At 74.5% G+C, this 25,791-nt stretch carries 24 protein-coding genes; 20 read left to right on the top strand and 4 right to left on the bottom strand.

Going from position 1 to position 25,791, the window contains the following annotated elements:
* Window positions 1-58 precede the first annotated feature (58 nt).
* The 5 genes from FBY24_RS18255 (at window position 59) to FBY24_RS18235 (ending at window position 5,337) form a co-directional block, all read left to right on the top strand.
* A complete protein-coding gene (locus FBY24_RS18255; RefSeq protein WP_142162765.1) occupies window positions 59-415 on the top strand; it encodes a YraN family protein in 357 nt (118 codons plus the stop codon).
* Window positions 416-1,936 carry a YifB family Mg chelatase-like AAA ATPase gene (locus FBY24_RS18250; protein ID WP_142162763.1) on the top strand — a complete coding sequence of 507 codons (1,521 nt, stop codon included), beginning with the start codon at window positions 416-418 and terminating at the stop codon, window positions 1,934-1,936. It abuts the gene before it with no gap.
* Entirely contained in the window at window positions 1,933-3,204 is a 1,272-nt protein-coding gene (gene dprA / locus FBY24_RS18245; protein WP_142162760.1) for a DNA-processing protein DprA, read from the top strand. Before FBY24_RS18250 ends, dprA begins: the two co-directional genes overlap by 4 nt.
* Before the next feature lie 133 nt (window positions 3,205-3,337).
* The gene (locus FBY24_RS18240; RefSeq protein ID WP_142162758.1) at window positions 3,338-4,261 is read left to right on the top strand and encodes a tyrosine recombinase XerC; all 924 of its coding nucleotides are present in this window, start codon (window positions 3,338-3,340) and stop codon (window positions 4,259-4,261) included.
* A 113-nt stretch (window positions 4,262-4,374) separates the two neighbouring features.
* Window positions 4,375-5,337: a FliA/WhiG family RNA polymerase sigma factor gene (locus FBY24_RS18235; RefSeq protein ID WP_142163746.1), complete on the top strand. Its 963-nt coding sequence runs from the start codon at window positions 4,375-4,377 to the stop codon at window positions 5,335-5,337.
* A 38-nt stretch (window positions 5,338-5,375) separates the two neighbouring features.
* On the opposite strand, the gene FBY24_RS18230 is transcribed toward FBY24_RS18235, so the two are convergent.
* The gene (locus tag FBY24_RS18230; RefSeq protein ID WP_142162756.1) at window positions 5,376-6,038 is read right to left on the bottom strand and encodes a peptidoglycan DD-metalloendopeptidase family protein; all 663 of its coding nucleotides are present in this window, start codon (window positions 6,036-6,038) and stop codon (window positions 5,376-5,378) included.
* A 396-nt stretch (window positions 6,039-6,434) separates the two neighbouring features.
* Between FBY24_RS18230 and rpsB the strand changes: the two genes are divergently transcribed.
* The 8 genes from rpsB to dxr all read left to right on the top strand — a co-directional run bounded on the left by rpsB (window position 6,435) and on the right by dxr (window position 13,735).
* Window positions 6,435-7,373 carry a 30S ribosomal protein S2 gene (rpsB, locus tag FBY24_RS18225; protein WP_142162754.1) on the top strand — a complete coding sequence of 313 codons (939 nt, stop codon included), beginning with the start codon at window positions 6,435-6,437 and terminating at the stop codon, window positions 7,371-7,373.
* 97 nt (window positions 7,374-7,470) lie between these two features.
* Entirely contained in the window at window positions 7,471-8,316 is an 846-nt protein-coding gene (tsf, locus tag FBY24_RS18220) for a translation elongation factor Ts (protein WP_140460435.1), read from the top strand.
* Window positions 8,317-8,454: 138 nt separating this feature from the next.
* The gene (pyrH, locus tag FBY24_RS18215) at window positions 8,455-9,222 is read left to right on the top strand and encodes a UMP kinase (RefSeq protein WP_370511015.1); all 768 of its coding nucleotides are present in this window, start codon (window positions 8,455-8,457) and stop codon (window positions 9,220-9,222) included.
* A gap of 49 nt (window positions 9,223-9,271) precedes the next feature.
* Window positions 9,272-9,829 (top strand): ribosome recycling factor, encoded by a 558-nt coding sequence (frr, locus tag FBY24_RS18210; RefSeq protein WP_142162752.1) that lies wholly within the window; start codon window positions 9,272-9,274, stop codon window positions 9,827-9,829.
* On the top strand, window positions 9,829-10,671 hold the full coding sequence (locus tag FBY24_RS18205) for a phosphatidate cytidylyltransferase (RefSeq protein ID WP_142162750.1): 843 nt from the start codon (window positions 9,829-9,831) through the stop codon (window positions 10,669-10,671). The genes frr and FBY24_RS18205 overlap by 1 nt, the downstream gene beginning before the upstream one ends.
* 101 nt (window positions 10,672-10,772) lie before the next feature.
* Window positions 10,773-11,900, top strand: coding sequence for a 23S rRNA (adenine(2503)-C(2))-methyltransferase RlmN (gene rlmN / locus FBY24_RS18200; RefSeq protein WP_142162748.1), 1,128 nt, complete (start codon window positions 10,773-10,775; stop codon window positions 11,898-11,900).
* Complete coding sequence (locus FBY24_RS18195) at window positions 11,897-12,451, top strand: DivIVA domain-containing protein (RefSeq protein WP_140460439.1); 555 nt, start codon at window positions 11,897-11,899, stop codon at window positions 12,449-12,451. The genes rlmN and FBY24_RS18195 overlap by 4 nt, the downstream gene beginning before the upstream one ends.
* Window positions 12,452-12,580: 129 nt before the next feature.
* On the top strand, window positions 12,581-13,735 hold the full coding sequence (gene dxr / locus FBY24_RS18190) for a 1-deoxy-D-xylulose-5-phosphate reductoisomerase (protein WP_142162746.1): 1,155 nt from the start codon (window positions 12,581-12,583) through the stop codon (window positions 13,733-13,735).
* A 96-nt stretch (window positions 13,736-13,831) separates the two neighbouring features.
* Here dxr and FBY24_RS18185 read toward each other — a convergent pair whose 3' ends face one another.
* Genes FBY24_RS18185 through FBY24_RS18175 form a run of 3 tightly spaced genes read right to left on the bottom strand, consistent with a single transcriptional unit; the run spans window position 13,832 to window position 17,078 of the window.
* Window positions 13,832-15,238 (bottom strand): FAD-binding oxidoreductase, encoded by a 1,407-nt coding sequence (locus FBY24_RS18185; RefSeq protein WP_174243516.1) that lies wholly within the window; start codon window positions 15,236-15,238, stop codon window positions 13,832-13,834.
* Window positions 15,235-16,611 carry an aspartate aminotransferase family protein gene (locus FBY24_RS18180; protein WP_142162744.1) on the bottom strand — a complete coding sequence of 459 codons (1,377 nt, stop codon included), beginning with the start codon at window positions 16,609-16,611 and terminating at the stop codon, window positions 15,235-15,237. Before FBY24_RS18180 ends, FBY24_RS18185 begins: the two co-directional genes overlap by 4 nt.
* Complete coding sequence (locus tag FBY24_RS18175; protein ID WP_142162742.1) at window positions 16,608-17,078, bottom strand: Lrp/AsnC family transcriptional regulator; 471 nt, start codon at window positions 17,076-17,078, stop codon at window positions 16,608-16,610. Before FBY24_RS18175 ends, FBY24_RS18180 begins: the two co-directional genes overlap by 4 nt.
* A gap of 204 nt (window positions 17,079-17,282) precedes the next feature.
* Between FBY24_RS18175 and FBY24_RS18170 the strand changes: the two genes are divergently transcribed.
* From FBY24_RS18170 to ispG, 7 genes are all read left to right on the top strand, one after another.
* Window positions 17,283-18,719, top strand: a complete 1,437-nt coding sequence (locus FBY24_RS18170) for a gamma-aminobutyraldehyde dehydrogenase (RefSeq protein ID WP_142162740.1) — start codon at window positions 17,283-17,285, stop codon at window positions 18,717-18,719.
* A 151-nt stretch (window positions 18,720-18,870) separates the two neighbouring features.
* A complete protein-coding gene (locus tag FBY24_RS18165) occupies window positions 18,871-20,082 on the top strand; it encodes a spermidine/putrescine ABC transporter substrate-binding protein (RefSeq protein ID WP_174243515.1) in 1,212 nt (403 codons plus the stop codon).
* A gap of 1 nt (window position 20,083) precedes the next feature.
* Window positions 20,084-21,259 (top strand): ABC transporter ATP-binding protein, encoded by a 1,176-nt coding sequence (locus FBY24_RS18160; protein WP_255432478.1) that lies wholly within the window; start codon window positions 20,084-20,086, stop codon window positions 21,257-21,259.
* Window positions 21,256-22,173 carry an ABC transporter permease gene (locus FBY24_RS18155; RefSeq protein ID WP_142162738.1) on the top strand — a complete coding sequence of 306 codons (918 nt, stop codon included), beginning with the start codon at window positions 21,256-21,258 and terminating at the stop codon, window positions 22,171-22,173. Before FBY24_RS18160 ends, FBY24_RS18155 begins: the two co-directional genes overlap by 4 nt.
* Before the next feature lie 5 nt (window positions 22,174-22,178).
* Window positions 22,179-22,973 (top strand): ABC transporter permease, encoded by a 795-nt coding sequence (locus tag FBY24_RS18150; RefSeq protein ID WP_142163737.1) that lies wholly within the window; start codon window positions 22,179-22,181, stop codon window positions 22,971-22,973.
* 159 nt (window positions 22,974-23,132) lie between these two features.
* Window positions 23,133-24,455, top strand: coding sequence for an RIP metalloprotease (locus FBY24_RS18145; RefSeq protein ID WP_142162737.1), 1,323 nt, complete (start codon window positions 23,133-23,135; stop codon window positions 24,453-24,455).
* 132 nt (window positions 24,456-24,587) lie between these two features.
* A complete protein-coding gene (gene ispG, locus FBY24_RS18140) occupies window positions 24,588-25,724 on the top strand; it encodes a flavodoxin-dependent (E)-4-hydroxy-3-methylbut-2-enyl-diphosphate synthase (RefSeq protein WP_174243574.1) in 1,137 nt (378 codons plus the stop codon).
* Window positions 25,725-25,791 lie beyond the last annotated feature (67 nt).

Raw genomic sequence — 25,791 nt, 5'->3', positions numbered from 1 at the left:
ACCTGCGCCCGACGCCGGGCCCCCGCCGCACCGCAGGGTGTGCGGCGGAGGTGGTCCGGTGCAGGCGAAGGACGCGGTGGGTCGGTACGGCGAGGACGTCGCGACGGCATGGGTGCAGCGCGCGGGGTGGCAGGTCCTCGACCGCAACTGGCGGTGCGCGGACGGTGAGCTCGACCTGGTCGCCCTCGACGGTGACGAGCTCGTCGCCGTCGAGGTCAAGACGCGGCGGTCGGCGACGTTCGGCTCGCCCGCGGAGGCGGTCACGGCACGCAAGCTCGCCCGCGTGCGGCGGCTGACGGCGCGCTGGCTGCGCGAGCACGACGTGCGGCCGGCGTCCGTGCGGGTCGACGTCCTCGCGATCGTGCTGCCCCGCGCCGGGCGTGCCCAGGTCGAGCACCTCGCGGGGGTGGTCTGAGTGCTGGGACGCACGCACGCCGTCGCGCTGCTGGGCCTCGAGGGGCACGTCGTCGAGGTCGAGGCCCACCTGGCCCCGTCGCTGCCGGCGTTCACCCTGGTCGGTCTGCCCGACGCGTCGCTCGCGGAGTCCCGCGACCGGGTCCGGGCCGCCGTCACGTCGTCCGGCCTGGCGTGGCCGAACCGACGGATCACGGTGAACCTCTCGCCCGCCAGCCTCCCGAAGGCCGGGTCGGGCTTCGACCTCGCGGTCGCCGTCGCGACGCTCGCCGCCGCGGGGGCCGTCGACGCCGCCGCCGTGTCCGGGTGGGTGCACGTCGGCGAGCTCGGGCTCGACGGGCGTCTGCGGCCCGTGCGCGGCGTCCTGCCGGCGGTCGCGGCAGCCGTCGCGGCCGGGCTGCCGCGCGTCGTCGTGCCCGCCGCGAACGCCGCCGAGGCGGCCCTCGTCCCGGGTGCGCACGTCGTGGGCGCGACGAGCCTCGCCCACGTGTGCGCCGTGCACGGGGCCGATGTCGTCGTCCCGGACGTCACGCCCGTCGCCGACGTCACGGCCGCGGTGCCGTCGGGCGGGCAGGCTCCCGACCTCGCGGACGTCCTCGGCCAGGAGGAGGCCCGGCACGGTGTCGAGGTCGCCGCGGCCGGCGGCCACCACCTGCTGATGGTCGGGCCGCCGGGGGCGGGGAAGACCATGCTCGCCGCGCGACTGCCCGGCCTGCTGCCGGACCTCGAGGAGCCCGACGCCGTCGAGGTCACGGCCGTGCACTCCGTCGCCGGCACCTTCGACCCCACCCGGGGTCTGCTGCGCCGGCCGCCCTTCGAGGACCCGCACCACACCGCCACCGCCGCGAGCGTCGTCGGAGGCGGGTCCGGGGTGCCACGCCCGGGTGCCGCCTCCCGGGCCCACCGCGGTGTGCTCTTCCTCGACGAGGCGCCCGAGTTCCGCCCGGCCGTGCTCCAGACCCTGCGTCAGCCGCTCGAGCAGGGCGAGCTCGTGCTGCACCGCGCGGCCGGCACGGCCCGGTACCCCGCCCGCTTCCAGCTGGTGCTCGCGGCCAACCCCTGCCCGTGCGGGCGGGGCAGCGGCAAGGGGCTGGGCTGCACGTGCCGCAGCGAGCAGCGCCGCCGCTACTTCGGCCGGCTCGCCGGCCCCCTGCTGGACCGGGTCGACCTGCAGCTGGAGATGCCGCCCGCCCGCGCCACCGACGCTCCCGGCGAGCCGACCGCGGCCGTCGCCGCACGGGTGGCGCGGGCCAGGGCCGCGCAGGGGGAGCGCTGGCGCGCGCACGGGTGGCGCACGAATGCGGAGGTCCCCGGGGCGCGCCTGCGCGAGAGGCTGGGGCCCGACCGTGCGCTCGTGGCCGACCTGGACCGCGCCGTGGACCGCGGCACGCTGTCGCTGCGCGGCATGGACCGGGTCGTGCGCGTGGCGTGGACGCTGGCCGATCTCGACGGTCGCACCGCACCGTCCCGCGCCCAGGTGCGCGAGGCGCTCCTGCTGCGGACCCGGGGGCACGGGGCATGAGGGCGCCTCGCGCGACGCAGCCCGACCTGACGCAGCCCGACCTGACGCCGACGGGTCACGCACGAGCAGGTCGGACCTCGCCTGCGGCGCCGGCACCCGCGCACGGCGACCGCGCCGCGCGGGCCGTGTGGTCGGCGCTCGTCGAGCCCGGCGACGAGGTCGCGGGGGCGCTCGTCGCCGCGTGCGGCGCGGCAGCCGCGCTGGACTGGGTCGACAGGTCGCTCACCGGGAGCGCCGACTGGGACCTCCTCGGGGCCGGCTCCGACCTCGCGCCCCCGGCGCGTGCCCGCCTGACCCGCGCGCTCGACCGCTGGGCGGCGCGACGCCCCCGCGTCGACACCCCGGCCCTGGCCCGCGCCGGTGCCCGGGCCGGTGCCCACCTCGTCGTGCCCGGCGACCCGCACTGGCCGGCACGGCTCGACGACCTGGGCCCCGCCGCTCCGTTCGCCCTGTGGGTCCGCGGCGAACCCCGCGCCGTCCCCACCCCGGGTGTCGCCCTCGTCGGGGCGCGTGCCAGCACCTCCTACGGCGAGCGTGTCGCCGTCGACCTCGCGGTGGGCCTCGTCGCGGCGGGCCTCGGTGTGGTGTCCGGCGGCGCGTACGGGATCGACGCGGCCGCCCACCGCGGTGCGCTCGCCGGCGACGGCCGCACCGTCGTGGTCCTGGCAGGCGGCGTGGACCGCGCCTACCCGGCGGGCAACGCCCGGCTCCTCGAGGAGGTGGTGCGCACCGGAGGTGCCGTGGTCTCCGAGGTCCCGCCCGGTGCGGCACCGACCCGCAGCCGGTTCCTGCAGCGCAACCGCCTCATCGCGGCGCTCGCCGACGCGACGGTCGTCGTCGAGGCCGCCTGGCGCTCGGGTGCGGCGAGCACCGCGCACCACGCCGCGCGGCTGCTGCGCCCGGTCGGCGCGGTCCCGGGCCCGGTGACGTCGGCGGCGTCGGCGGGGTGCCACCGGCTCGTGCGCGACGGCGTGGCCGTGCTGGTCACCGACGTGGCCGAGGTGCTCGAGCTCGTCGGACCCCTCGACGGTGGGCCCGGCGAGGAGCCGACCCGGGCGCCGGGGGACGGCCTGGACCCCGTCGCGGCCCGCGTGCTGGAGCACGTCCCGCGCCGCGGTGCGCTCGAGCCCGGCGAGCTCGCCGCGCGGGCCGGGTCGAGCCTGGCGGAGGTGCGCGCTGCGCTCGGCACCCTCGAGCTGGAGGGGCTGGTCCGCAGGGTGGGGGCCGGATGGGCGGCGCGTCCGCGGGGTGAGCGGGGCCGAGGATGAAAAAATACGGCGTTCGTGGGAATCGGGACCCGGTAACCGGACATCGTCGCCGCAACCGGACCGACCGGGTCCCTCGAACGATTCTTGCGCCTTGTCGACTGGACGGTCGACCGTCACCTTAGGGGACATGTTCATGGCAGAGGTCACGGCGGGGGCGCCCGCACGCGAGCGCCTGCTCGCCGACTTCGCCCTGCACCTGCGGGCCCAGCGGGGCCTGTCCGAGCACACGGTGCGCGCCTACGTCGGCGACGTGCGGCAGCTGCTCGACTTCGCGGTCCGCCAGGGCCGGTCCCGCCTGGACCAGGTCGACCTGCCGGTGCTGCGCGCCTGGCTCGCCGCCCAGGCCGAGCGCAACGCCCGGGCCACGCTGGCACGCCGCTCGGCGGCCGCGCGCACGTTCTTCGGGTGGGCGACGCACACGGCCCGCCTCGCCACGGACCCCACGCAGCGGCTCGCGGCTGCGCGCACCGGCGGCACGCTGCCCGTGGTCCTTGCCCAGGAGCCGGTCGCCCGGCTGCTGGACGTCGCCCGTGGGCGCGCCTCCGACGGCGACCCGGTGCACGTGCGGGACTGGGTGGCGGTCGAGGTCCTCTACGCCACGGGCGTCCGCGTCGGCGAGCTGTGCGGGGCCGACGTCCACGACGTCGATCTCGACGACCGCCTGCTGCGGGTCGTCGGCAAGGGGGACAAGGAGCGCGTCGTGCCGTTCGGGCTGCCTGCGCGTGACGCGCTGCGGACCTGGCTCGACGTGGCTCGCCCGCAGCTCGTCGGACCCGCCACCGGTGCGGCCCTCCTGCTGGGTCGGCGGGGCGGTCGCGTGGACCAGCGCACCGTGCGTGCGGTGGTGCACGCGCTCGCCGCGGTGGCGGGCGTGGACGACGTCGCTCCGCACGCGCTGCGCCACACGGCGGCGACGCACCTGCTGGAGGGCGGGTCGGACCTGCGCTCCGTGCAGGAGATGCTCGGGCACTCCAGCCTGGCGACGACGCAGCGCTACACCCACGTCTCCGCCGAACGGCTCCGTTCGGCGTACCGACTCGCACACCCGCGGGCGTGAGGCCGGTGGACCCACGCACCCCGACCGGGCGCAGCGCGACGCTGCAGCTCGTGCCCCCGTACGACCCGCAGGCCGCGCGCACCGCCCGGGCAGTCCCAGAGGAAGAGCAGCCGATGACGACCCTGCACGTGGTCCCCCGGGGACTCCAGCAGCACGCAGGGACGGCACCGAGCGGTGTGATCCCGCAGCAGCGCCCGGCGGACGAGGCAGTCGACGCCGCCGGCGGCACCCCCACGGCGGACGAGCCCGCCGCGCTGGTCGACGACGCGGTCGACGACCCGCAGGTCGTGCGCGGTGCTGGGCTGCGCGTCGCGGACGAGGTCGACGCCCTGTGGGAGGAGTTCGTCCAGACCCGGTCGCCGCAGACCCGGGAGCGCCTCATCCTGCACTACGTGCCGCTCGTGACGGCCGTCGCCGGGCGCATCGGCATGCGCCTGCCGTCGACCGTCGAGCACGCCGACCTCGTCTCGTACGGGGTCTTCGGCCTGATCGACGCGATCGAGAAGTACCGCACGGACCGTGCGGTGCGGTTCGAGGCGTACGCGTCGTCGCGGATCCGCGGCGCGATCATCGACGAGCTGCGGGCGATGGACTGGGTGCCGCGCTCGGTGCGGACCAAGGCGCGTGCGGTCGACCGCGCCTACGCCGAGCTCGAGGGCGAGCTGCACCGGGCCCCGACCGAGCAGGAGCTGGCCCGTCGCATGCAGGTGCCGGTCCGTGACCTGCGCGCCGTGTACTCCCAGCTCGCGTCGGTCAACATGATCGCGCTCGACGAGCTGCTGTCCGGGTCGGACGACCGCCCCGGTGCGGCCACGCTCGCCGACACGCTCGCCGACAGCCGCACGCAGGACCCCGCCGGTGCCGCCGACGCCGCGGAGACGAAGTTCCTGCTGGCGCGCGCCATCGAGTGCCTCGGTGAGCGGGAGCGCCTGGTCGTGGTCCTGTACTACTACGAGAGCATGACGCTCGCGGAGATCGGCCGGGTGCTGGGCGTGACGGAGTCGCGGATCTCGCAGATCCACACGGCGGCGATGATCCGGCTGCGGACGCGTCTCGTCGAGGCCGAGCGGGGCTGACCCCCGCCACGCGGTCCTGAGCCTGGGCGTGCGGCCGGTCACCGGTCTCGCGCGGGCAGCAGCACGACGGGCCCCGCGCCCGGCAGGAGCGTCAGCGGGTCGACGTAGGTCTTGCCCTCGCGCACGCCCCAGTGCAGGCAGGTGAGGGGCGGGCAGTGGGCGGGCCCGGTGACGACCGCGACGACGTCGCCGGCGGCGACCGCGGTGCCGACGGCGGCCACGGGCCGGACGGGCTCGACGCTGCTGCGACGTCCGTCGGGGTGGGTGATGGTCAGCACGCCGCGGTCGACCACGGTGCCGGCGAACGTGACGACCCCCGCGGCGGGCGCGACGACGGCCTCGCCGTCCCGGGCCGCCAGGTCGACGCCGCGGTGGCCGGCAGCCCAGGGCTGCGGCGGTGCCTCGAACGGGCGCTGCACGTCGAGGGTGCGCAGCACCGGTGCGCGGTAGAGCACCGCCCCGTCCTCGGCGGACGTGGTGGCCGCCGTGCTGCCGGCCTGCGGGCCAGCGGCGCTGCCCGCCGCCGCCCCGGTCACGGCGAGCGCGGCGCAGACGAGGACCGCGGACGCGCCCCGTCGTGCCCTCCGGTGCGCCCGCTGCGCCGGGGCAGAGCCCTGCCGGGACGGGGCCGGCCGCGGCGCGGTGCCGACGGGGCGGGTCGGGCGGGGGCGGGTCGGGCGGTCGTGGGGTGCCGGGGTCATTTGGCCAGGCTGGGCGGTACCGGCGGCGCGCGGTCGTGGGGCGGGCGGGGTCTGAGGGCCGCAGGGTCGCGACGCCGGGCTGTGGGCGGCTCGTGGGTCCGTGCGGCCGGGGTGGCGCGGCCCGGTGGACGGGACGCGGGTCGTGGTCCGCTAGACTTCCCCCACGACCGGCACGTGCCGGTCGAATTCGCGTGCCATGGCTCGATCATGACGCGGGGGACGACCCCGTGGCGTGGACCGGGGCGTCGCCTGCAGCGGTCCGGGTCCTCGACCCGGTGCGGGTGGTGCATGGCACCAGGGGACCGCCCGCCGGGCGGACCGACAACCGATGACGCGGGCCCTCGCGGCCCGCTCGACGACGCGCGCACCCGTCGGTGCGCGCCGGGAGGACGTGCCATGGCCGTCGTGACCATGCGCCAGCTGCTCGAGAGCGGTGTCCACTTCGGGCACCAGACGCGCCGCTGGAACCCCAAGATGAAGCGCTTCATCTTCACCGAGCGCAACGGCATCTACATCGTCGACCTGCAGCAGTCGCTGACGTACATCGACCGCGCCTACGAGTTCGTCAGCCAGACCGTCGCGCACGGTGGCTCGATCCTGTTCGTCGGCACGAAGAAGCAGGCCCAGGAGCCCGTCGCCGAGCAGGCCGCGCGCGTGGGCATGCCCTACGTCAACCAGCGCTGGCTCGGTGGCATGCTCACCAACTTCTCGACCGTCCACAAGCGCCTCCAGCGCCTCAAGGAGCTCGAGCAGATCGACTTCGACGACGTCGCGGGCTCGTCCCTGACGAAGAAGGAGCTCCTCGTCCTGCGTCGTGAGAAGGACAAGCTCACCAAGACGCTCGGCGGCATCCGCGACATGGCCAAGGTCCCCTCGGCCGTCTGGATCGTCGACACGAACAAGGAGCACCTCGCGGTCGACGAGGCGCGCAAGCTCGGCATCCCGGTCGTCGCGATCCTCGACACCAACTGCGACCCCGACGTCGTCGACTACCCGATCCCGGGCAACGACGACGCGATCCGTGCCGTGCAGCTGCTGACCCGCGTGATCGCCGACGCGGTCGCCGACGGCACGCTCAAGCGTCACTCCGGTGGCTCGTCCGCCGCCCAGGGCGCCCCGGCCGAGGCCGAGCCGCTCGCCGAGTGGGAGCGCGAGCTGCTCGCCGGCGCGTCCGCCGAGGCCGCTCCGGCCGAGGCTGCCGCTGCCGAGGCGGCCCCCGCCGAGGCCGCTGCGGACGAGGTGCCCGCTGCCTCGGGCGAGGCCCCCGTCGTCGCCGACGAGGCCCCGGCCGCCGAGGCCCCCGCCTCGGACGACGCCCCGGCCGAGCAGGCCTGACGCACCCGACAGCCCCGCGGGCGGGTCGCCTGACGCGACCCGCCCGCCGCACCGGTCGTCGCCGGTGCGGGACAGAACCGAAGGACGGACGGAACTGATGGCGAACTACTCGCTGGCCGACATCAAGGCCCTGCGCGAGCGGACCGGCGCGGGCATGATGGACGTGAAGAAGGCGCTCGAGGAGGCCGAGGGCGACACCGACAAGGCCCTCGAGATCATCCGGGTCAAGGGGCTCAAGGGCGTCGGCAAGCGCGAGAGCCGCGCCGCGTCCGACGGTCTCGTCGCCGCGCACGTCGGCCCCACCGCCGACGGCGCCGGCCACGTGGGCGTCCTGGTCGAGATCAACTCGGAGACGGACTTCGTCGCCAAGAACCAGACGTTCATCTCGCTCGCGGACCGCGTGCTCGCGGCCGCCGTCGCCTCCGGCGCGGCGGACGCCGACGCGCTCCTCGCGGCGGACACCGACGGCGCGACCGTCCAGGACGTCGTCACCGAGACGGCTGCGACGCTCGGCGAGAAGGTCGTCGTGCGCCGCGTCGCCCGCCTCTCCGGCGAGCACGTCGAGGTCTACCTGCACAAGGTCAACAAGGACCTGCCGCCCCAGGTCGGCGTCCTCGTCGCCACGGACGCGGCCGGTGCGGCCGTCGCCCGTGACATCGCCACGCACGTCGCGGCGTACTCCCCGACCTACCTCTCGCGCGACGAGGTCCCCGCGGACGTCGTCGAGAACGAGCGGCGCATCGCCGAGGAGACGGCCCGCAACGAGGGCAAGCCGGAGGCCGCTCTGCCGAAGATCGTCGAGGGTCGCCTCAACGGGTACTTCAAGGAGAGCGTCCTCGTCGACCAGGCCTTCGCCAAGGACCCGAAGAAGACCGTGGGCCAGGTGCTCGCCGAGGCCGGCGGCACCCTCACGGGCTTCGTGCGCTACCGCGTGGGAGCCTGATCTTCTGACGACGGCGGTGGCCCCGGTCCGACAGGTCCGGGGCCACCGCCGCACCGGGCGCCCGCGGCCCGCCGGGCGCGGCCCGGGACCCCAGCGGGCGAGCGCGCCGGACCGGCGCCCGAGCGACGTGGAGGACACGTGACCCAGGACCCGTCCGCCGGAACCGGACCGACGACCGGCACGACGACCGGTGCCGCCCCGGCCCGGCGCGTGCTGCTCAAGCTCTCCGGCGAGAGCTTCGGCGGCGGCGACGTCGGCCTGGCCGTCCCCGTCGTGCGCCGCATCGCCGGCGAGATCGCCGTGGCCGTGCGTGCCGGCGTCCAGGTCGCCATCGTCGTGGGCGGCGGCAACTTCTTCCGCGGCGCCGAGCTCTCGCAGTCCGGCATGGACCGCGCCCGTGCCGACTACATGGGCATGCTCGGCACGGTGATGAACTGCCTCGCGCTCCAGGACTTCCTCGAGCAGGCCGGGGTGAGCACCCGGGTGCAGACCGCCATCACGATGGGCCAGGTCGCCGAGCCGTACATCCCGCTCCGTGCGATCCGGCACCTCGAGAAGGGCCGCGTCGTGATCTTCGGCGCCGGCGCCGGCATGCCGTACTTCTCGACGGACACCGTGGCGGTCCAGCGCGCGCTCGAGACGCACTGCCAGGAGGTCCTCATGGGCAAGAACGGCGTCGACGGGGTCTACTCCGCGGACCCGCGGCACGACCCCGAGGCCCGCAAGCTCGACCACCTGACCTACACCGAGGCGATCGTGGGCGAGCTCGGCGTGATGGACACCTCCGCGCTGAGCCTGTGCCGCGACAACGACGTGCCGATGCGGGTCTTCGGCCTCGAGGAGCACGGCAACGTCACGCGTGCGCTCGAGGGTGAGAAGATCGGCACGCTCGTCACCGCGAGCTGACCGACCCGCCGCGCCAGGCGACCTGCACCACCAGACGTAAGGAGCACCGGTGATCGACGACACACTCCTCGAGGCCGAGGAGAAGATGGACAAGGCCGTGGAGGTCGCGAAGGAGGACTTCGCGGCGATCCGCACCGGCCGGGCCAACGCGGCGATGTTCGCGAAGGTCTTCGTCGACTACTACGGCGCCCTGACCCCCCTGCAGCAGCTGGCGTCGTTCAACGTGGTCGAGGCGCGGACGATCCTGGTGTCGCCGTTCGACAAGTCGTCGATGACGGCGATCGAGCGTGCCCTGCGCGACTCGGACCTCGGCGTCAACCCGACCAACGACGGTGCGGTCATCCGCGTCGTGCTGCCCGCGCTGACCGCCGAGCGGCGCAAGGACTTCGTCAAGCTCGCCAAGAGCAAGGCCGAGGACGCGCGCATCTCCGTGCGTTCCGTGCGCCGCCGCGCCAAGGAGACGCTCGACAAGATCGTCAAGGACGGCGAGGCGGGCGAGGACGAGGTCGTGCGCGCCGAGAAGGAGCTCGAGGCGCTCACCAAGAAGCACGTCGAGCTGATCGACCACCTCCTCGCGTCCAAGGAGAGCGAGCTGCTCGAGGTCTGATGACGCAGCTCGCCGCCCCTCGCAACACCAGCCCCGGCCGGGACCTGCCGGCCGCGGTGGTCGTCGGCCTCGTCCTCCTGGGCGTGGTGGCGGCCTCGCTGTTCGTCCGCAAGGAGGCGTTCGCGGTCGTCGCGGTCGTCGCGGTGGGTGCGGCCGTCTGGGAGCTCGCGCACGCGTTCTCGCGGCGCTCGATCCACCTGCCGCTGCTGCCGCTGCTGGTCGGCACCGCGGGCATCCTGGTCTCGGCGTACGCCGCCGGGACCGAGGCGCTCTTCGTCTCGTTCCTGCTGACGGTCGGCGGGGCCGTCGTGTGGCGCGTCCTCGACGGCAACGGCGAGCCTGCGCTGCGGGACGCGACGGCGGCGGCGTTCGCGGCCGCCTACCTGCCGTTCCTCGGCGGGTTCGTCATGCTCATGCTCGCCGAGCCCGACGGGGCGCTGCGGGTGCTGGTGTTCATCCTGCTCGCCGTCGCGTGCGACACCGGCGGGTACGTCGTCGGCACGCTGCTCGGCCGGCACCCCCTGGCGCCCTCGGTCAGCCCGAAGAAGTCCTGGGAGGGGCTGCTCGGGTCGATCGTGCTCGCGAGCGTCGTCGGCGTCGTGGGCGTGCAGCTCGCGTTCGGCGGGGAGCCGCTCGTGGGCGTCGTCGTCGCCCTGGGCGTCGTCGTCTCCGCCACCCTGGGCGACCTCGCCGAGTCCATGCTCAAGCGCGACCTCGAGCTCAAGGACATGGGCCGGCTGCTGCCGGGCCACGGCGGTGTGCTCGACCGCATCGACTCGATGCTGCTGACCGCGCCCACGGTGTGGGTGCTGCTCACGGTGCTGCTGCCCTCGGGCGGCTGAACCGCACGCGCCCTGGCCGGCGCCCCGGCGCCGCACCACCGTCCGACTACCACGACCACGCCGCCCGTCGGCGACGACCCCACGCGAGAGGAGCCGCGACCATGAGCGCCACCCCCGTCCGGCTGCAGCTGAGCGCCACCACCCGCGGTGCGCGCGGCAAGCCCCCGCGCCACTTCGTCGACCTGACCCCGCAGGAGCGCGTCGAGGCCGTGACGGCGCTCGGCGAGAAGCCGTTCCGGGCCAAGCAGCTGGCGACGCACTACTTCACGCACCTGACGAACGACCCCGAGAAGATGACGGACCTGCCGAAGGCCTCGCGGGACGTCCTCACCGGTGACCTGTTCCCGCAGCTGCTGACGGCGACACGGACGTTGACGGCCGACGGCGGCACGACCGTCAAGACGCTGTACCACCTGTTCGACGACGCCAAGGTCGAGTCGGTGCTCATGCGGTACGCGAACCGCACCACGCTGTGCGTGTCGAGCCAGGCGGGCTGCGGCCTGGCGTGCTCGTTCTGCGCGACGGGGCAGCTCGGCCTGACGCGCAACCTGTCGACGGCGGAGATCGTCGAGCAGGTGCGCGAGGCGGCGCGGGCCCTGGCGGCCGGCGAGGTGCCCGGGGGCGCGACCCGCCTGACCAACGTCGTCTTCATGGGCATGGGCGAGCCGCTGGCCAACTACAAGGCCGTGATGGGCACGGTGCGGCGCCTCGTCGCGCCCGCCCCCGACGGTCTGGGCATGTCGGCCCGCAACGTCACGGTCTCGACGGTGGGCATGGTGCCGGCGATGGACAAGCTCGCCGGCGAGGGCATCCCGGTGACGCTCGCGCTGTCGCTGCACGCCCCCGACGACGAGCTGCGCAGCGAGCTCGTGCCGGTGAACACGCGCTGGGACGTCGACGACGCGCTGGACTCCGCGCGCCGGTACTTCGACGCGACGGGCCGGCGGGTGTCGATCGAGTACGCGCTGATCCGCGACGTCAACGACCACGCGTGGCGTGCGGACCTGCTCGGCGAGAAGCTCGCGGCGCGGGGGACCGGCTGGGTGCACTGCAACCCGATCCCGCTGAACCCGACGCCGGGTTCGCGCTGGACCGCGAGTGATCCGGCCGTGGAGCGGGAGTTCGTGGCACGCTTGCGCGCGCACGGCATCCCCACGACCATCCGGGACACGCGCGGCAGCGACATCGACGGCGCCTGCGGGCAGCTCGCCGCGGAGGAGGACCAGTGAGCGACGGCATGTTCCGCACCGTCTCCGGGCTCAAGCGCGGGTACGACCCGGACGAGGTCGACGAGTTCTTCGAGCATGCGCGCACCCTGTACGAGACGGGGCCGGCGAGCGAGCTCACGGGCGCGCAGGTGCGCAAGGTCGCGTTCGACATGGTCCGCGGGGGGTACGTGACCTCGGCGGTCGACGCGGCGCTGGACCGGCTGGAGCACGCGTTCGTCGCGCGGCAGCGCGCGCAGCACGTGGCCGAGCGCGGCCAGGACGCGTGGATGGCGGAGCTCGGGGCGCAGGCGCGGACGCTGTACGGCCGGCTCGGACGCCCCGACGGGGACCGGTTCGCCCCGCCGCAGGGCCGTGAGCCCGGCTATGAGCCCGCGGACGTCGACGCGCTGTGCCACCGCCTGGTCGCGTACTTCGACAAGGGTGCGCCGCTGACCGCCGCGGAGGTCCGCTCGGCGACCTTCCGGCGCCGCAACGGCCGCAACGGCTACGCGGAGGGTCCCGTCGACGCGTTCTTCGCCCGGGCCGTGGACGTGCTGCTCGGCGTGGAGTGACCTCTCGCCGCCGAGACGTCGTGCCCGATCAGGGAGTCGTTCCCGCCGGGGCGGCGTCCCTGGTGCCACGGCGTCACGGTGATCGCGCGGTGGCTCGGGCGGTGCCCGGCGTCTGGGATCATCGACGCCATGAGCAGGCGCACCGTCACCGTTCTCGGCTCCACCGGCTCCGTCGGCACGCAGGCGTTGGAGATCCTCGCCCGCGACCCGTCGCGGTTCGCGCTCGTCGGGCTGTCCGCGGGCGGGGGGAACGTCGAGCTGCTCGTCGAGCAGGCGCGCGCGCACCGGGTGCCGGTCGTGGCCGTCGCCGACGTCGTCGCCGCGGCCGTGGTGCGCGACCTGCTGCCCGGCGTCGAGGTCCTGTCCGGCCCCGACGCGGCCGCCGACCTCGCCGGCCGCGGCGCGGACGTCGTGCTCAACGCCATCACGGGTTCGGTCGGGCTGCTCCCGACGCTCGCCGCGCTGCGCGGGGGCAGCACCCTGGCCCTGGCCAACAAGGAGTCGCTGGTCGTCGGTGGCGCGCTCGTGCGCGCGGCGACCGTGCGGCCCGACCAGATCGTCCCGGTCGACTCCGAGCACTCCGCGATCGCCCAGGCCCTGCGGTCGGGCGCGCACTCCGAGGTGCGCCGCCTGGTGCTGACGGCGTCCGGCGGGCCGTTCCGCGGCTGGTCGGCCGACGCCGTGGCGCGGGCCACGCCGGAGCAGGCGCTCGCGCACCCGACGTGGAGCATGGGTCCGGTCGTCACCGTGAACTCGGCGAGCCTGATGAACAAGGGCCTGGAGCTCATCGAGGCGCACCTGCTCTTCGACGTGCCGGTCGACGACGTCGCCGTGGTCGTCCACCCGCAGTCGGTGGTGCACTCGATGGTGGAGTTCGTCGACGGGTCGACGATCGCGCAGGCGTCCCCGCCGGACATGCGGCTGCCGATCGCGCTGGGGCTGGCGTGGCCGGAGCGCGTGGCGGGTGCGGCGAGCCCGTGCGACTGGTCGACGGCGACGTCGTGGACGTTCGAGCCGCTCGACGAGGTCGTGTTCCCGGCGGTGCGGCTGGCGCGCGAGGCGGTGGCGGCCTCGGCGACGCACCCCGCGGTGTACAACGCGGCCAACGAGGAGGGCGTCGCGGCGTTCCTCGCGGGGCGGATCACGTTCGGGGACGTGGTGACGACGGTGGAGAAGGTGCTCGCCGAGCACGAGGGCACCGCCGCGGACGCCACGACGCTCGACGTGGTCCTCGAGGTCGAGCGCTGGGCCCGGGCGCGCGCGAACGAGCTCCTGGCGGTCTGACCCGCCGCCGGCGGACGCGGAACGCACGGGTCCGTCGGCGGGACGGGTCTACCGCTCGCCCGCCCCAGCAGACGCGGCCGTGCCGTGCGTGCCGGATCAGTGCCCGAGGAACGGGGACAGCGCGCGGGCGACGAGGCTGGGGCGACCGGTGCGGCGCTCGGCGGCGTCGGCCCAGGTCGCGGCCCAGCGGGCGGCGGTGATCTCGGCCCAGCGCACGGGCTCGGGCTCCCACGCCGGTGAGCGGTGCCCGACCCACGGCAGCCGGGTCAACGGGGTGTCGGCGCCGGTGATGAGGTCGGCCAGCGTGCGCCCCGCGAGGTTCGCGGTGCCGACGCCGTCACCGACGTACCCGCCGGCCCAGCCGATGCCCGTCGCCGGGTCGAGCCCCACGGACGCGTGCCAGTCGCGGGGCACGCCGAGCGCGCCTCCCCACGTGTGCGTGACGGCGTGGTCGGCGACGGCCGGGAAGAGGTCGACGAGCGTGCGGTGCAGGTGCGCGTGCACGCGGGGCACCTGGTCGTACCGGGCGTCGACGGCCGATCCGGGGTGGTACGGCGCGCCGCGGCCGCCGAACGCCAGGCGGTCGTCCGCGGTGCGCTGCCCGTAGACCACCAGGTGGCGGGCGTCGGTGAACGTCTGCCCGCGGTCGAGGCCGATCGTGGCCCACACGGACGCGGGCAGGGGCTCGGTCGCGACCATGAGGGAGTAGACGGGCACGACGTCCCGGGCGGACCCGGGCAGGCGCGGCGTCCACGCTTCGGTCGCGCGCACGACCCAGCGGCAGCGCACCGTGCCCTGGTCGGTGACGACGGCCCGCGGCGACAGCCGCAGGGCGCGGGTGCGCTCCGCGATCCTGGCGCCACGGGCGACGAGCACCTGCGCGAGCCCGTGCGCCAGCCGGGCCGGCTGCACGCGCGCGCAGTCGGGCGTCCAGGTGCCGGCCAGCACGCCCTCGGCGCGCACGTGCTCGGCCACGCCCTCGGCGTCGAGGAGCTGGACCTCGTCGCCCCAGCGGGCACCCTCGGCGGCCTCCCGGGTCACGCGGTCGACCTGCGGGGCCGTGCGGGCGAGCGTCACGGTCCCGCCGTAGGCGAAGTCGCAGTCGATCTGCTCGGCGGCCGCGACGCCGCCCACCTCGACGACGGTGTCGCGCATGGCGGCGCGCATCTCGCGTGCCGCGTCGGCGCCGTGGCGGCGGGCGAGGGCGTCGGGGGAGGTGGGGAAGAGGGCCGAGCACCAGCCGCCGTTGCGTCCGCTGGCGCCCGAGCCGGCGACGTCCTGCTCGACGACGAGGACGTCGAGCGACGGGTCGGCCTCCAGCAGGTAGTACGCCGTCCACAGCCCGGTGTACCCGCCCCCGACCACGACGACGTCGGCGGTGGTGTCCCCGTCCAGGGGCGGCCGGGGTGCCGCGGCGCCGGGGTCCTCGGCCACGACCTGGTCCCACCACAGGGACAGCCCGCGCAGGTGCGTCGCGTCGTCGACCCGGGTCGCGGCGCTCACAGCCGGGCCCACGCCTCGCCGAGCACGCCGCGCAGGATCTGCTGGATCTCGTCGAACTGCGCCGGCCCGCAGGTCAGGGGCGGCGCGAGCTGGATCACCGGGTCCCCGCGGTCGTCGGCCCGGCAGTACAGCCCGGCCTCGTACAGGGCAGGGGTGAGGAACCCGCGCAGCAGCCGCTCGGACTCGTCGTCGTCGAACGTCTCGCGCGTGACCTTGTCCTTGACGAGCTCGATCCCGTAGAAGAAGCCCTCGCCGCGCACGTCGCCGACGATCGGCAGGTCCAGCAGCCGTTCGAGCGTCCGGCGCAGCACGGGTGCCTGCTCGTGCACGTGGTCCACGACGTGCTCGGCCTCGAACAGGTCGAGGTTGGCCATGGCGACGGCGGCCGAGACCGGGTGCCCGCCGAAGGTGTACCCGTGCGCGAAGCTCGTCGACCCGGTCGCGAACGGCTCGAACAGCCGGTCCGAGGCGATGCACGCGCCGATGGGGGAGTACCCGGACGTCATGCCCTTGGCGCAGGTGATCATGTCGGGCTGGTAGCCGAGGTCCTCGCAGGCGAAGATCGACCCGATCCGCCCGAACGCGCAGATCACCTCGTCGGAGACGAGCAGCACGTCGTGCTCGTCGCAGATCTCCCGCACCCGCTCGAAGTACCCGGGCGGCGGCGGGAAGCACCCGCCGGCGTTCTGCACGGGCTCGAGGAACACCGCGGCGACCGTCTCGGGGCCCTCGAACTCGATGGCCTCCGCGATCCGGTCCGCGGCCCACCGGCCGAACGCCTTCGGGTCGTCGCGCAGGTGCTCCGGGGCGCGGTACTGGTTGGTGTTGGGCACCTTGTGCCCGCCGGGGACCAGCGGCTCGAACGCCTGCTTCAGCTCGGGCAGCCCGGTGATCGACAGCGCGCCCTGGGTGGTGCCGTGGTACGCGATCGCCCGGGAGATCACCTTGTGCTTGCCCGGGCGGCCCATGAGCTTCCAGTACTGCTTGGCCAGCTTCCACGCCGTCTCGACGGCCTCACCGCCGCCGGTCGTGAAGAACACCCGGTTGAGGTCGCCCGGGGCGTGCGCGGCCAGCCGCTCCGCGAGGTCGATCGCGTGGGGGTGGGCGTACGACCACAGCGGGAAGAACGCCAGCTCTCTGGCCTGGTCGGCCGCCGCCTGCGCGAGCTCGGTGCGCCCGTGCCCGAGCTGGACGACGAACAGCCCCGACAGCCCGTCGATGAGCCGGTGCCCGCGGGAGTCCCACACGTGGTGGCCCTCGCCGCGCACCATGATCGGCACGTCGTGCTCCCACGCGCTCTGCCGCGTGAAGTGGCCCCACAGGTGGTCGCGGGCGGCGGTGGCGCGGTCGGTGCCGCGGGGCGTGGTGCTCATCTGGTCCCCCAGTTGTAGAGCTGCTTGTGCAGGCGCAGGTAGACGAACGTCTCGGACTCGCGCACCCCGGGCAGGGTGCGCACGGACTCGTTGAGGACCCGCAGCAGGTGCTCGTCGTCCTCGCACACCACCTCGACGAGGACGTCGAAGGACCCGGCGGTCACGACCACGTAGTCGACCTCGGGGACCGCCGCGAGGGACTCCGCCAGCGTGGTCAGGTCGCCGTCGGCGCGCACCCCGATCATCGCCTGCCGGCGGAAGCCCACCTGCATCGGGTCGGTCACGGCCACGACCTGGATGACGCCGGCGTCCTGCAGGCGCTGCACCCGCTGGCGGACCGCCGCCTCGGACAGCCCGACGGCCTTGCCGATCGTCGCGTACGGGCGGCGGCCGTCCTCCTGGAGCTGCTCGATGATCGCCTTGGCGACGTCGTCGAGCACCACCGGGGCGGCGGGTCGGGTGGTCATGACGCCCGATCGTGCTGCCTGCCGAGGCCTCCGCGCAAGGGATTCCGTGCCAGATCGCCATGTGAACTTCTGATTTCGCGCCCCGAAACACTCTCGACATCCGGATACCGACGTCGCAAGACTCCACCGTGGCGGGCGTGCCACGCCCCGCCGGGCCGACCCGCCCCGCCGGGCCGACCTCCCGGACCACCCGCAGGAGCCGGCGTGACCACGACCCTCGAGCTGACCAACCTCGTCGACGGCGAGCCCCGCCCCGCCCGTGACGGCGCCACCACCCCCGTCGTCGACCCCAGCACCGGGCAGGAGTACGCCCGCGCCCCCCGCAGCGGCGCCGCCGACGTCGCCGACGCCTACGCCGCGGCCGACCGCGCCGCCGTCGGCTGGGGCCGCACCACGCCCGCCGAGCGGCAGCTCGCCCTGCTCGCGCTCGCGGACCTCGTGGAGGCGCACGCCGACGAGCTCGTCGCGGCGGAGTCGCGCAACACCGGCAAGCCCCTGCACCTGACGGCCGCGGACGAGATCCCGCCGTGCGTCGACCAGCTGCGCTTCTTCGCCGGTGCCGCGCGCGTGCTCACCGGGCTGTCCGCGGGGGAGTACACGGCCGGGCACACGTCGTGGGTGCGGCGCGAGCCCGTCGGCGTCGTCGGGCAGGTCACGCCCTGGAACTACCCCCTGATGATGGCGGTGTGGAAGATCGCCCCCGCGCTCGCGGCGGGCAACACGATCGTCCTCAAGCCGTCGGACACCACGCCCGTGACGACGCTGCGCCTGGCCGAGCTCGCCGCGCAGGTGCTCCCGAAGGGCGTGCTCAACGTGGTGTGCGGCGACCGGGACACCGGCCGTGCCGTCGTCTCCCACCCGCGCCCGGACATGGTTGCGATCACCGGCTCCGTCCGCGCCGGGGCGGAGGTGGCGCGGGCCGCCGCCGACGGGCTCAAGCGCGTGCACCTCGAGCTCGGGGGCAAGGCGCCGGTGCTGGTCTTCGACGACGCCGACCTGGCCGTGGCGGCCGCGGGGATCGCGGACGCCGGCTACTACAACGCGGGGCAGGACTGCACCGCGGCCACGCGCGTGCTCGTGCACGAGAAGGTGCACGACGACTTCGTCGCGGCGCTCGCGCAGGCCGCCCGCGAGCGCCGCACGGGGGTGCCGGCGGACCCGGACGTCGCGTTCGGCCCGGTCAACAACGCCGCCCAGCTCGACCGGGTCACCGGGTTCCTCGACCGGCTGCCGGCGCACGCCCGCGTCGTGGCCGGCGGCGAGCGGCCCGACGGTCCGGGCTGGTTCCTGGAGGCGACGGTCGTCGACGGGCTGCGCCAGGGCGACGAGGCCGTCCAGGAGGAGATCTTCGGGCCGGTCGTGACGGTGCAGACGTTCGCCGACGAGGACGAGGCGCTGCGGCTGGCCAACGACGTGCGGTACGGGCTGTCGTCGTCGGTGTGGACCGCCGACCACGGCCGGGCGATGCGGGCGTCGCGGGCCCTGGACTTCGGCGTCGTGTGGATCAACACGCACATCCCGTTCGTGGCGGAGATGCCGCACGGCGGCTTCAAGCACTCGGGGCACGGCAAGGACCTGTCCATGTACGGGTTCGAGGAGTACACGCGGATCAAGCACGTGATGTCGGCGTTCGAGGCCTGAGGCCACCGTCTGCGCGGCCGAATGTTCCGGGGATGCAAACTTTTCGTTGCCGCGAGAGCAGATCACCACGAATTCCTTGTGTCGGGCGCGGTCGCTACGCCACGATCCGGTCAGCCCGGCGCCCCGTGCCGGCTCGTCGAGAGGAGACGACGTGAGCGACCGCCGCCCGCCCGTGACCGACCCCGTGGTGCGCGACCTCGTGCGCCTGGCCCGGGCGTCCGTCTCCCGCCGACGGCTCCTGGCCGGTGCCGCCGGGGCGCTGGGCACGGGTGCCCTGCTCGCGGCCTGCGGCACCGGCGGCGCCCCGACCTCGGCCGGCGGTTCCGGCGCGTCCGCGGGCGGGGCCGTGCGGTGGGCGAACTGGACCCAGTACCTCGACCAGGACGAGAGCGGGACGAGCTTCCCGACGCTCGAGGCGTTCACGGAGCAGTCGGGCGTCGAGGTCGCCTACGCCGAGGACATCGAGGACAACGACACGTTCTACGGCAAGGTGTCCGGGCAGCTGGCCAACGGCCAGGACATCGGGTACGACGTGGTCACCCTGACGGACTGGATGGCCGCGCGCTGGATCCGCCAGGACTACGCCGCGCTGCTGGACCGGGAGAACATCCCGAACGCGGCGAACATCCTCACCACCCTCCAGGACGTCGCGTTCGACCCCGGGCGCAACCACTCGCTCACGTGGCAGTCGGGCATGACCGGCATCGCGTGGGACAAGGAGAAGATCCCCGGCGGGCTGCGGTCGGTGTCGCAGCTGTGGGACCCGCAGTACGCGGGCCGGGTCGAGGTGCTCTCGGAGATGCGCGACACCATCGGCCTGCTGATGCTCGACCAGGGCGTCTCGCCCGCCGGGCCCTGGACGGACACGGACTGGACGGCGGCCCTCGAGGTGCTCGAGGCGCAGCTCGCCTCGGGGCAGATCCGGCAGGTGCGGGGCAACTCCTACACGCAGGACCTGGCGTCGGGCGACGCGGTGGCGTGCATCGCGTGGTCCGGGGACATCACGTCGCTGAACTACGAGTTCGACGGCCGGTTCGGGTTCGCGGTGCCCGACGCGGGCGGGATGCTGTGGAGCGACAACCTCATGGTCCCGACCCCGTCGCCGCGCAAGGCGGCCGCCGAGCAGCTGTTCGACTACTACTACGACCCGCAGGTCGCGGCGCAGGTCGCCGCCTGGGTCAACTACGTCACGCCGGTGCATGGGGCGCAGGAGGCGATGCTCGAGATCGACCCCGCGCTCGCCGAGGACCCGATGATCTTCCCCGACGACCTCGTGCTCGAGACCGTCCACGTCTTCGGCAGCCTGACCCCGGACGAGGAGGAGCTGTACAACGGGCGCTTCCTCGACGTGATCGGCGCCTGACGTGGCCGCTGTCGAGGAGGCCGTGGCACCGGTGCGCACGCAGCACGGTGCCGCGCTCGAGATCGCGGGCGTCACCAAGCGCTTCGGGGCGTTCGTCGCGGTCGACGACCTCACCCTGACGGTCCCGTCGGGCAGCTTCTTCGCGCTGCTCGGCCCGTCGGGGTGCGGCAAGACCACGACGCTGCGGATGGTCGCCGGGCTCGAGCGGCCCACCGCGGGGACGATCAGCCTGGCCGGTCGCGACGTGACGGACGCGCCGCCGCACCGGCGCCCGGTCAACACCGTCTTCCAGAGCTATGCGCTGTTCCCGCACCTGAGCGTGGGGGAGAACGTGGCGTTCGGGCTGCGCCGGACCCGCGCCGCGGAGGTCGCGCGCCGGGTCCGCGAGGGGCTGGAGCTCGTCGAGCTGGCGCACCTGGCCGACCGCCGCCCGGGCCAGCTGTCGGGCGGTCAGCAGCAGCGGGTCGCCCTGGCCCGGGCGATCGTCAACCGGCCGGCGCTGCTGCTGCTGGACGAGCCGCTCGGGGCGCTCGACCTCAAGCTGCGCCGGCAGATGCAGCTCGAGCTCAAGCGCATCCAGTCCGAGGTCGGCCTGACGTTCGTGCACGTGACCCACGACCAGGAGGAGGCCATGTCGATGGCCGACACCGTGGCCGTGATGAACGGCGGGCGGATCGAGCAGATGGGCGCACCGGCGGACCTGTACGAGCTGCCGCGCACGGCGTTCGTCGCGAACTTCCTCGGGCAGTCGAACCTCGTGCCGGGCACCGTGGTGGAGACCGGCGGCGACGTGCTCGGCGTGGACGTGGCCGGGCAGCGGCTGCTCGTGCGGGCCGACCGCGCGGTGCGCACGACCGGTGACGTGCTCGTCGGTGTCCGCCCGGAGAAGGTCCGCCTCCTCGACGCGGACGCCGGGACGGACGGGCCCGGGCCGGACGAGGACGTGCTGGGTCCCGGCACGGTCGTCGACGTCGCGTTCACCGGCGTCTCCACGCAGTACCAGGTGGCGCTCGACGGCGGCCTCGGCACGTTCGGCGTCTTCGCCCAGAACCTCGGGGGCGGCACGCGGGCCCCGGGGGACCGGGTCCGCCTCGCGTGGCAGCACGGGCACACGTTCGCGCTCGACGGGCACGACGCGCCCGCCGCGGGCACGGTCGACCTGGACGGCGAGCCGTGAGCCTCACTGCGGCGCTCGGCCAGCGCGGGGCGGCGCCCGCCCCGGCCCCGGGCGGCGGCCGGCGCCCGGGCTACCGCGGCCTGGTCGTGCCCGGCGTGCTGTACCTCGTGGCGTTCTTCGTCGTCCCTGTCGGCGCGCTGCTCGCGACGTCGCTGTACACGTCCGTCCCGGGCGGCGAGCTGGGCGAGTACGTGCCGGCGCTGCGGTGGCAGAACTACACCGAGGCGCTCGCGCAGTTCTGGCCGCAGCTGCTGCGCTCGTTCGGCTTCGCGCTCGTCGCGACGCTGGCCACCCTGGTGATCGGGTACCCGATGGCGTACCTGATCGCCGTGCGCGCCCGCGGACGGCCGACGCTGCAGGGCGTGCTGCTGGTGCTCGTCGTGGCGCCCTTCTTCACCAGCTTCATCCTGCGGACCGTCGCCTGGAAGCAGATCCTCGCCGACGACGCCGCGGTCGTGACCGCGCTGCGCTGGCTGCACGTGCTGCCGCCCGACGGGCGCCTGGCGGCCACCCCCGCGGCCGTCGTCATCGGCCTGACCTACGCCTTCCTGCCGTTCATGGTGCTGCCGCTGTACGCCGCCCTCGAACGGCTCGACCCGCGGATGCTCGAGGCCGGCGCCGACCTGTACGCCTCGCCGGTCACCACGTTCCGGACGGTCACGCTGCCGCTGTCGATGCCCGGCGTCGTCGCCGGGACGCTGCTGACGTTCATCCCCGCGACCGGGGACTACGTGAACTCCTCGCTGCTGGGCAACAACACCGACACCACGATGATCGGCCAGGTCATCGACGGGAGGTTCTTCCGCGTGCTCGACTACCCGACCGCCGCGGCGCTGTCGGTCGTGCTGATGGTCTCGATCCTGCTGCTCGTCACGGCGTACGTGCGGCGCACCGGCACCGAGGACCTCGTGTGAGCGGGCTGCGCACGGCCCGGCCCGGGGCGCTCGTGGTGCCGGTGTTCGCCGGTCTGGGGTTCGTCTTCCTCCTCGTGCCCGTCGCGTACACCGTGCTCTTCTCGTTCAACGACGCGGGCAAGACCAACCTCGTGTGGCGCGGGTTCACCCTCGACGCGTGGCGCAACCCGTGCGGGGCGCCGCAGGTGTGCGAGGCCCTGGGCAACTCGCTGCGGGTCGGCCTGCTGGCCACCCTCCTCGCCACGACGCTCGGCACGATGCTCGCGATCGCCCTGGTCCGGGCCCGGTTCCGGGGGCGTAGCGCCGTCAACCTCCTGGTGTTCCTGCCGATGGCGACGCCCGAGGTCGTGCTCGGCGCCGCGCTGGTCGCCCAGCTGCTGTCGCTGCGGGTGCCGCTGGGGTTCGGCACCGTCGTGGCCGCGCACGTGCTGTTCTGCATCAGCTTCGTCGTGGTCGCCGTCAAGGCCCGGGTCGCGAGCCTCGACCCCGCGCTGGAGGAGGCCGCCGCCGACCTGTACGCCTCGCCGTGGCAGGCCTTCTGGAAGGTGACCTTCCCGCTGCTGCTGCCGGGGATCGGCGCCGCGGCGCTGCTGGCGTTCTCCCTCAGCTTCGACGACTTCATCGTCACGAACTTCACCTCCGGAGGGTTCGTCACCTTCCCGAAGTTCGTCTACGTGTCCGCCACGCGGGGGATCCCGCCCCAGGCCAACGTCATCAGCTCGGCGATGTTCGCGATCGCGCTGCTCCTGGTCGTCGGCACCCAGGTCACGCAGGCGGCCCGCCGCCGCGCGACCCGCTGACGGGCGCGCCGGGGCCGGGGCCGGCGCGCCCAGGCGGCTCCCAGGTGCGCGGGCGAGGGTGGGCCTCGCGCCGGACCGTCCGGCGTATCCTGCCGAACGCGCGGACCCGTCCTGCCGGCACCCGGCGGACCCGCGCGCCCGGACCCTCAAGGAGGACGTGTGGCCTACGTCATCGGCGTGCTCGTGTTCGTCCTCGTGCTGCTCGCGTCGATCGCGCTGCACGAGGTCGGGCACATGGTGCCCGCCAAGCGGTTCGGCGTGCGCGTCAGCCAGTACATGGTCGGCTTCGGCCCGACGCTGTGGTCGCGCACGCGCGGCGAGACGGAGTACGGCGTCAAGGCGATCCCGCTCGGCGGGTACGTGCGCCTCGTCGGCATGTACCCCACGTCCGAGGCCGTCGGTGCCCGCGAGCCCCGCTCGTGGTGGCAGCGCGTCGCCGCCGACGCGCGCGACGTCAGCGCCGAGGAGATCCGTCCCGGCGAGGACCACCGCGCGTTCTACCGCCTCTCCACCCCCAAGAAGCTCGTCGTCATGCTCGGCGGGCCCACGATGAACCTGGTCATCGCGTTCGTGCTGCTCGCCGTCGTGCACGTCGGCATCGGCGTGCCGGGGGCCTCCACCACGGTCGCCGCGGTGCCCGAGTGCGTGGTGCCCGCCGACGCCCCCGCCGACCGCGAGTGCACCGACGCCGACCCGCCGACCCCCGCGCTCGCCGCCGGGCTGCTGCCCGGAGACACGGTCGTGGCCTACGACGGCACGGACGTCGAGGACTGGACGCAGCTCACCGAGCTCATCCGGGCCACCGGCGACCAGACCGTGACGATGGTCGTCGAGCGCGACGGCGCCGAGGTCGACCTCACCGTGACGCCGGTCGTGGCCGAGCGCCCCGTGGTCGACGACGACGGCCTCGTCGAGACCGACGCGTCGGGGGAGGTCCGCACCGCCGAGGTCGGGTTCCTCGGGATCCGCCCCGCGGACGAGCTGCAGCGGCAGTCCGTCGCCGAGGTCGGCGTCCTCACCCTCGAGCGCACCTGGCGCACCGTCGAGGTCGTCGCGACCCTGCCCAGCCGCATCGGCGAGATCGTCACCACCACCGTGACGGGTGCCGAGCGCGACGCCACCTCGGTCGTCGGGATCGTCGGCGTCGGCCGGTTCGCCGGCGAGATCGCATCGGTCGAGGGGGAGGGCATCACGACCGCGACCCGGCTCGCGGGGATGCTCGAGATGCTCGCGATGCTCAACGTGGCGCTCTTCGTGTTCAACCTCGTCCCGCTGCCGCCCCTCGACGGCGGGCACGTGGCCGCGGCGCTCTGGGAGGGCGCGCGACGCCAGGTGGCACGCCTGCGGGGCCTGCCGCGGCCCGGGCCCTTCGACACCGCGCGGCTCGTGCCCGTCGCGTACAGCGTGTTCGTGCTGCTCGCGGGCGTGGGGCTGCTGCTGGCGTGGGCCGACGTGTTCAACCCCGTGCGGGTGTTCGGCTGACCGCACGACCGGCGTGCACCCGGCCGGCGTGTGCACGTCGGGTGACGGCTCGGTGAGCACCCGCCCGTGCGCTGCGGGGCACCCCGCGGCAGGTGGGATGATGGACGGGTGACCACCCCGATCAACCTGGGCATGCCGCAGGCGCCGGTTCCCGTCCTCGCGCCCCGCCGCAAGACGCGCAAGATCCGTGTCGGCAAGGTCGAGGTCGGCGGCGACGCCCCGATCTCGGTGCAGTCGATGACGACGACGCCGACCACCGACATCAACGCCACGCTGCAGCAGATCGCCGAGCTGACCGCCTCGGGCTGCGACATCGTGCGCGTGGCCGTCCCCTCGCAGGACGACGCCGAGGCGCTGCCCGCGATCGCGCGCAAGTCGCAGATCCCGGTGATCGCGGACATCCACTTCCAGCCGAAGTACGTGTATGCCGCGATCGACGCCGGCTGCGCCGCCGTCCGCGTCAACCCGGGCAACATCCGCAAGTTCGACGACCAGGTCAAGGAGATCGCGCGGGCGGCGTCCGACGCGGGCGTCTCGATCCGCATCGGCGTCAACGCCGGGTCCCTCGACCCGCGGCTGCTGGCCAAGTACGGCAAGGCGACCGCCGAGGCGCTCGTGGAGTCCGCGGTGTGGGAGGCGTCGCTCTTCGAGGAGCACGACTTCCACGACTTCAAGATCTCCGTCAAGCACAACGACCCCGTGGTCATGGTGCGTGCCTACGAGCTGCTCTCCGAGCGGGGCGACTGGCCGCTGCACCTCGGCGTCACCGAGGCCGGCCCCGCGTTCCAGGGCACGATCAAGTCCGCGACCGCGTTCGGCGCGCTGCTCAGCAAGGGCATCGGTGACACGATCCGCGTCTCGCTGTCCGCGCCGCCGGTCGAGGAGGTCAAGGTCGGCAACCAGATCCTCCAGTCGCTGAACCTGCGGCCCCGCAAGCTCGAGATCGTCTCCTGCCCCTCCTGCGGGCGCGCCCAGGTCGACGTCTACACGCTCGCCGAGCGCGTCACCGCCGGCCTCGAGGGCATGGAGGTACCGCTGCGTGTCGCCGTCATGGGCTGCGTCGTCAACGGCCCCGGCGAGGCCCGGGAGGCCGACCTCGGCGTCGCCTCCGGCAACGGCAAGGGGCAGATCTTCGTCAAGGGCGAGGTCATCAAGACCGTGCCCGAGTCGATGATCGTCGAGACCCTCATCGAGGAGGCCATGCGCCTGGCCGAGTCCATGGACCCGGTCGAGGCGGGGCAGGGCGCCCCGACCGTCTCGGTCGGCTGACCTCCGACGTGCGCGCCGGCGCCCCCGACGCGCGCAGGGGCGTGCCGTACCCGGCGCGCCCCTGTGA

The sequence above is a fragment of the Cellulomonas sp. SLBN-39 genome (assembly GCF_006715865.1).
GTDB lineage: Bacteria > Actinomycetota > Actinomycetes > Actinomycetales > Cellulomonadaceae > Cellulomonas.
The sequence above is the reverse complement of the archived record's forward strand: the minus strand, read 5'-3'. Positions and strand labels throughout refer to the sequence as shown.

What these genes read in the sequence shown, in the direction of transcription:
- dprA (WP_142162760.1), top strand. Translation starts at nt 1,933, where the DNA reads ATGAGGGCGCCTCGCGCGACGCAGCCCGACCTGACGCAGCCCGACCTG.
- FBY24_RS18205 (WP_142162750.1), top strand. Translation starts at nt 9,829, where the DNA reads ATGACGCAGCTCGCCGCCCCTCGCAACACCAGCCCCGGCCGGGACCTG.
- dxr (WP_142162746.1), top strand. Translation starts at nt 12,581, where the DNA reads ATGAGCAGGCGCACCGTCACCGTTCTCGGCTCCACCGGCTCCGTCGGC.
- FBY24_RS18235 (WP_142163746.1), top strand. Translation starts at nt 4,375, where the DNA reads ATGACGACCCTGCACGTGGTCCCCCGGGGACTCCAGCAGCACGCAGGG.
- rlmN (WP_142162748.1), top strand. Translation starts at nt 10,773, where the DNA reads ATGAGCGCCACCCCCGTCCGGCTGCAGCTGAGCGCCACCACCCGCGGT.
- tsf (WP_140460435.1), top strand. Translation starts at nt 7,471, where the DNA reads ATGGCGAACTACTCGCTGGCCGACATCAAGGCCCTGCGCGAGCGGACC.
- FBY24_RS18240 (WP_142162758.1), top strand. Translation starts at nt 3,338, where the DNA reads ATGGCAGAGGTCACGGCGGGGGCGCCCGCACGCGAGCGCCTGCTCGCC.
- rpsB (WP_142162754.1), top strand. Translation starts at nt 6,435, where the DNA reads ATGGCCGTCGTGACCATGCGCCAGCTGCTCGAGAGCGGTGTCCACTTC.
- FBY24_RS18175 (WP_142162742.1), bottom strand. Translation starts at nt 17,078, where the DNA reads ATGACCACCCGACCCGCCGCCCCGGTGGTGCTCGACGACGTCGCCAAG.
- FBY24_RS18230 (WP_142162756.1), bottom strand. Translation starts at nt 6,038, where the DNA reads ATGACCCCGGCACCCCACGACCGCCCGACCCGCCCCCGCCCGACCCGC.
- ispG (WP_174243574.1), top strand. Translation starts at nt 24,588, where the DNA reads ATGCCGCAGGCGCCGGTTCCCGTCCTCGCGCCCCGCCGCAAGACGCGC.
- FBY24_RS18180 (WP_142162744.1), bottom strand. Translation starts at nt 16,611, where the DNA reads ATGAGCACCACGCCCCGCGGCACCGACCGCGCCACCGCCGCCCGCGAC.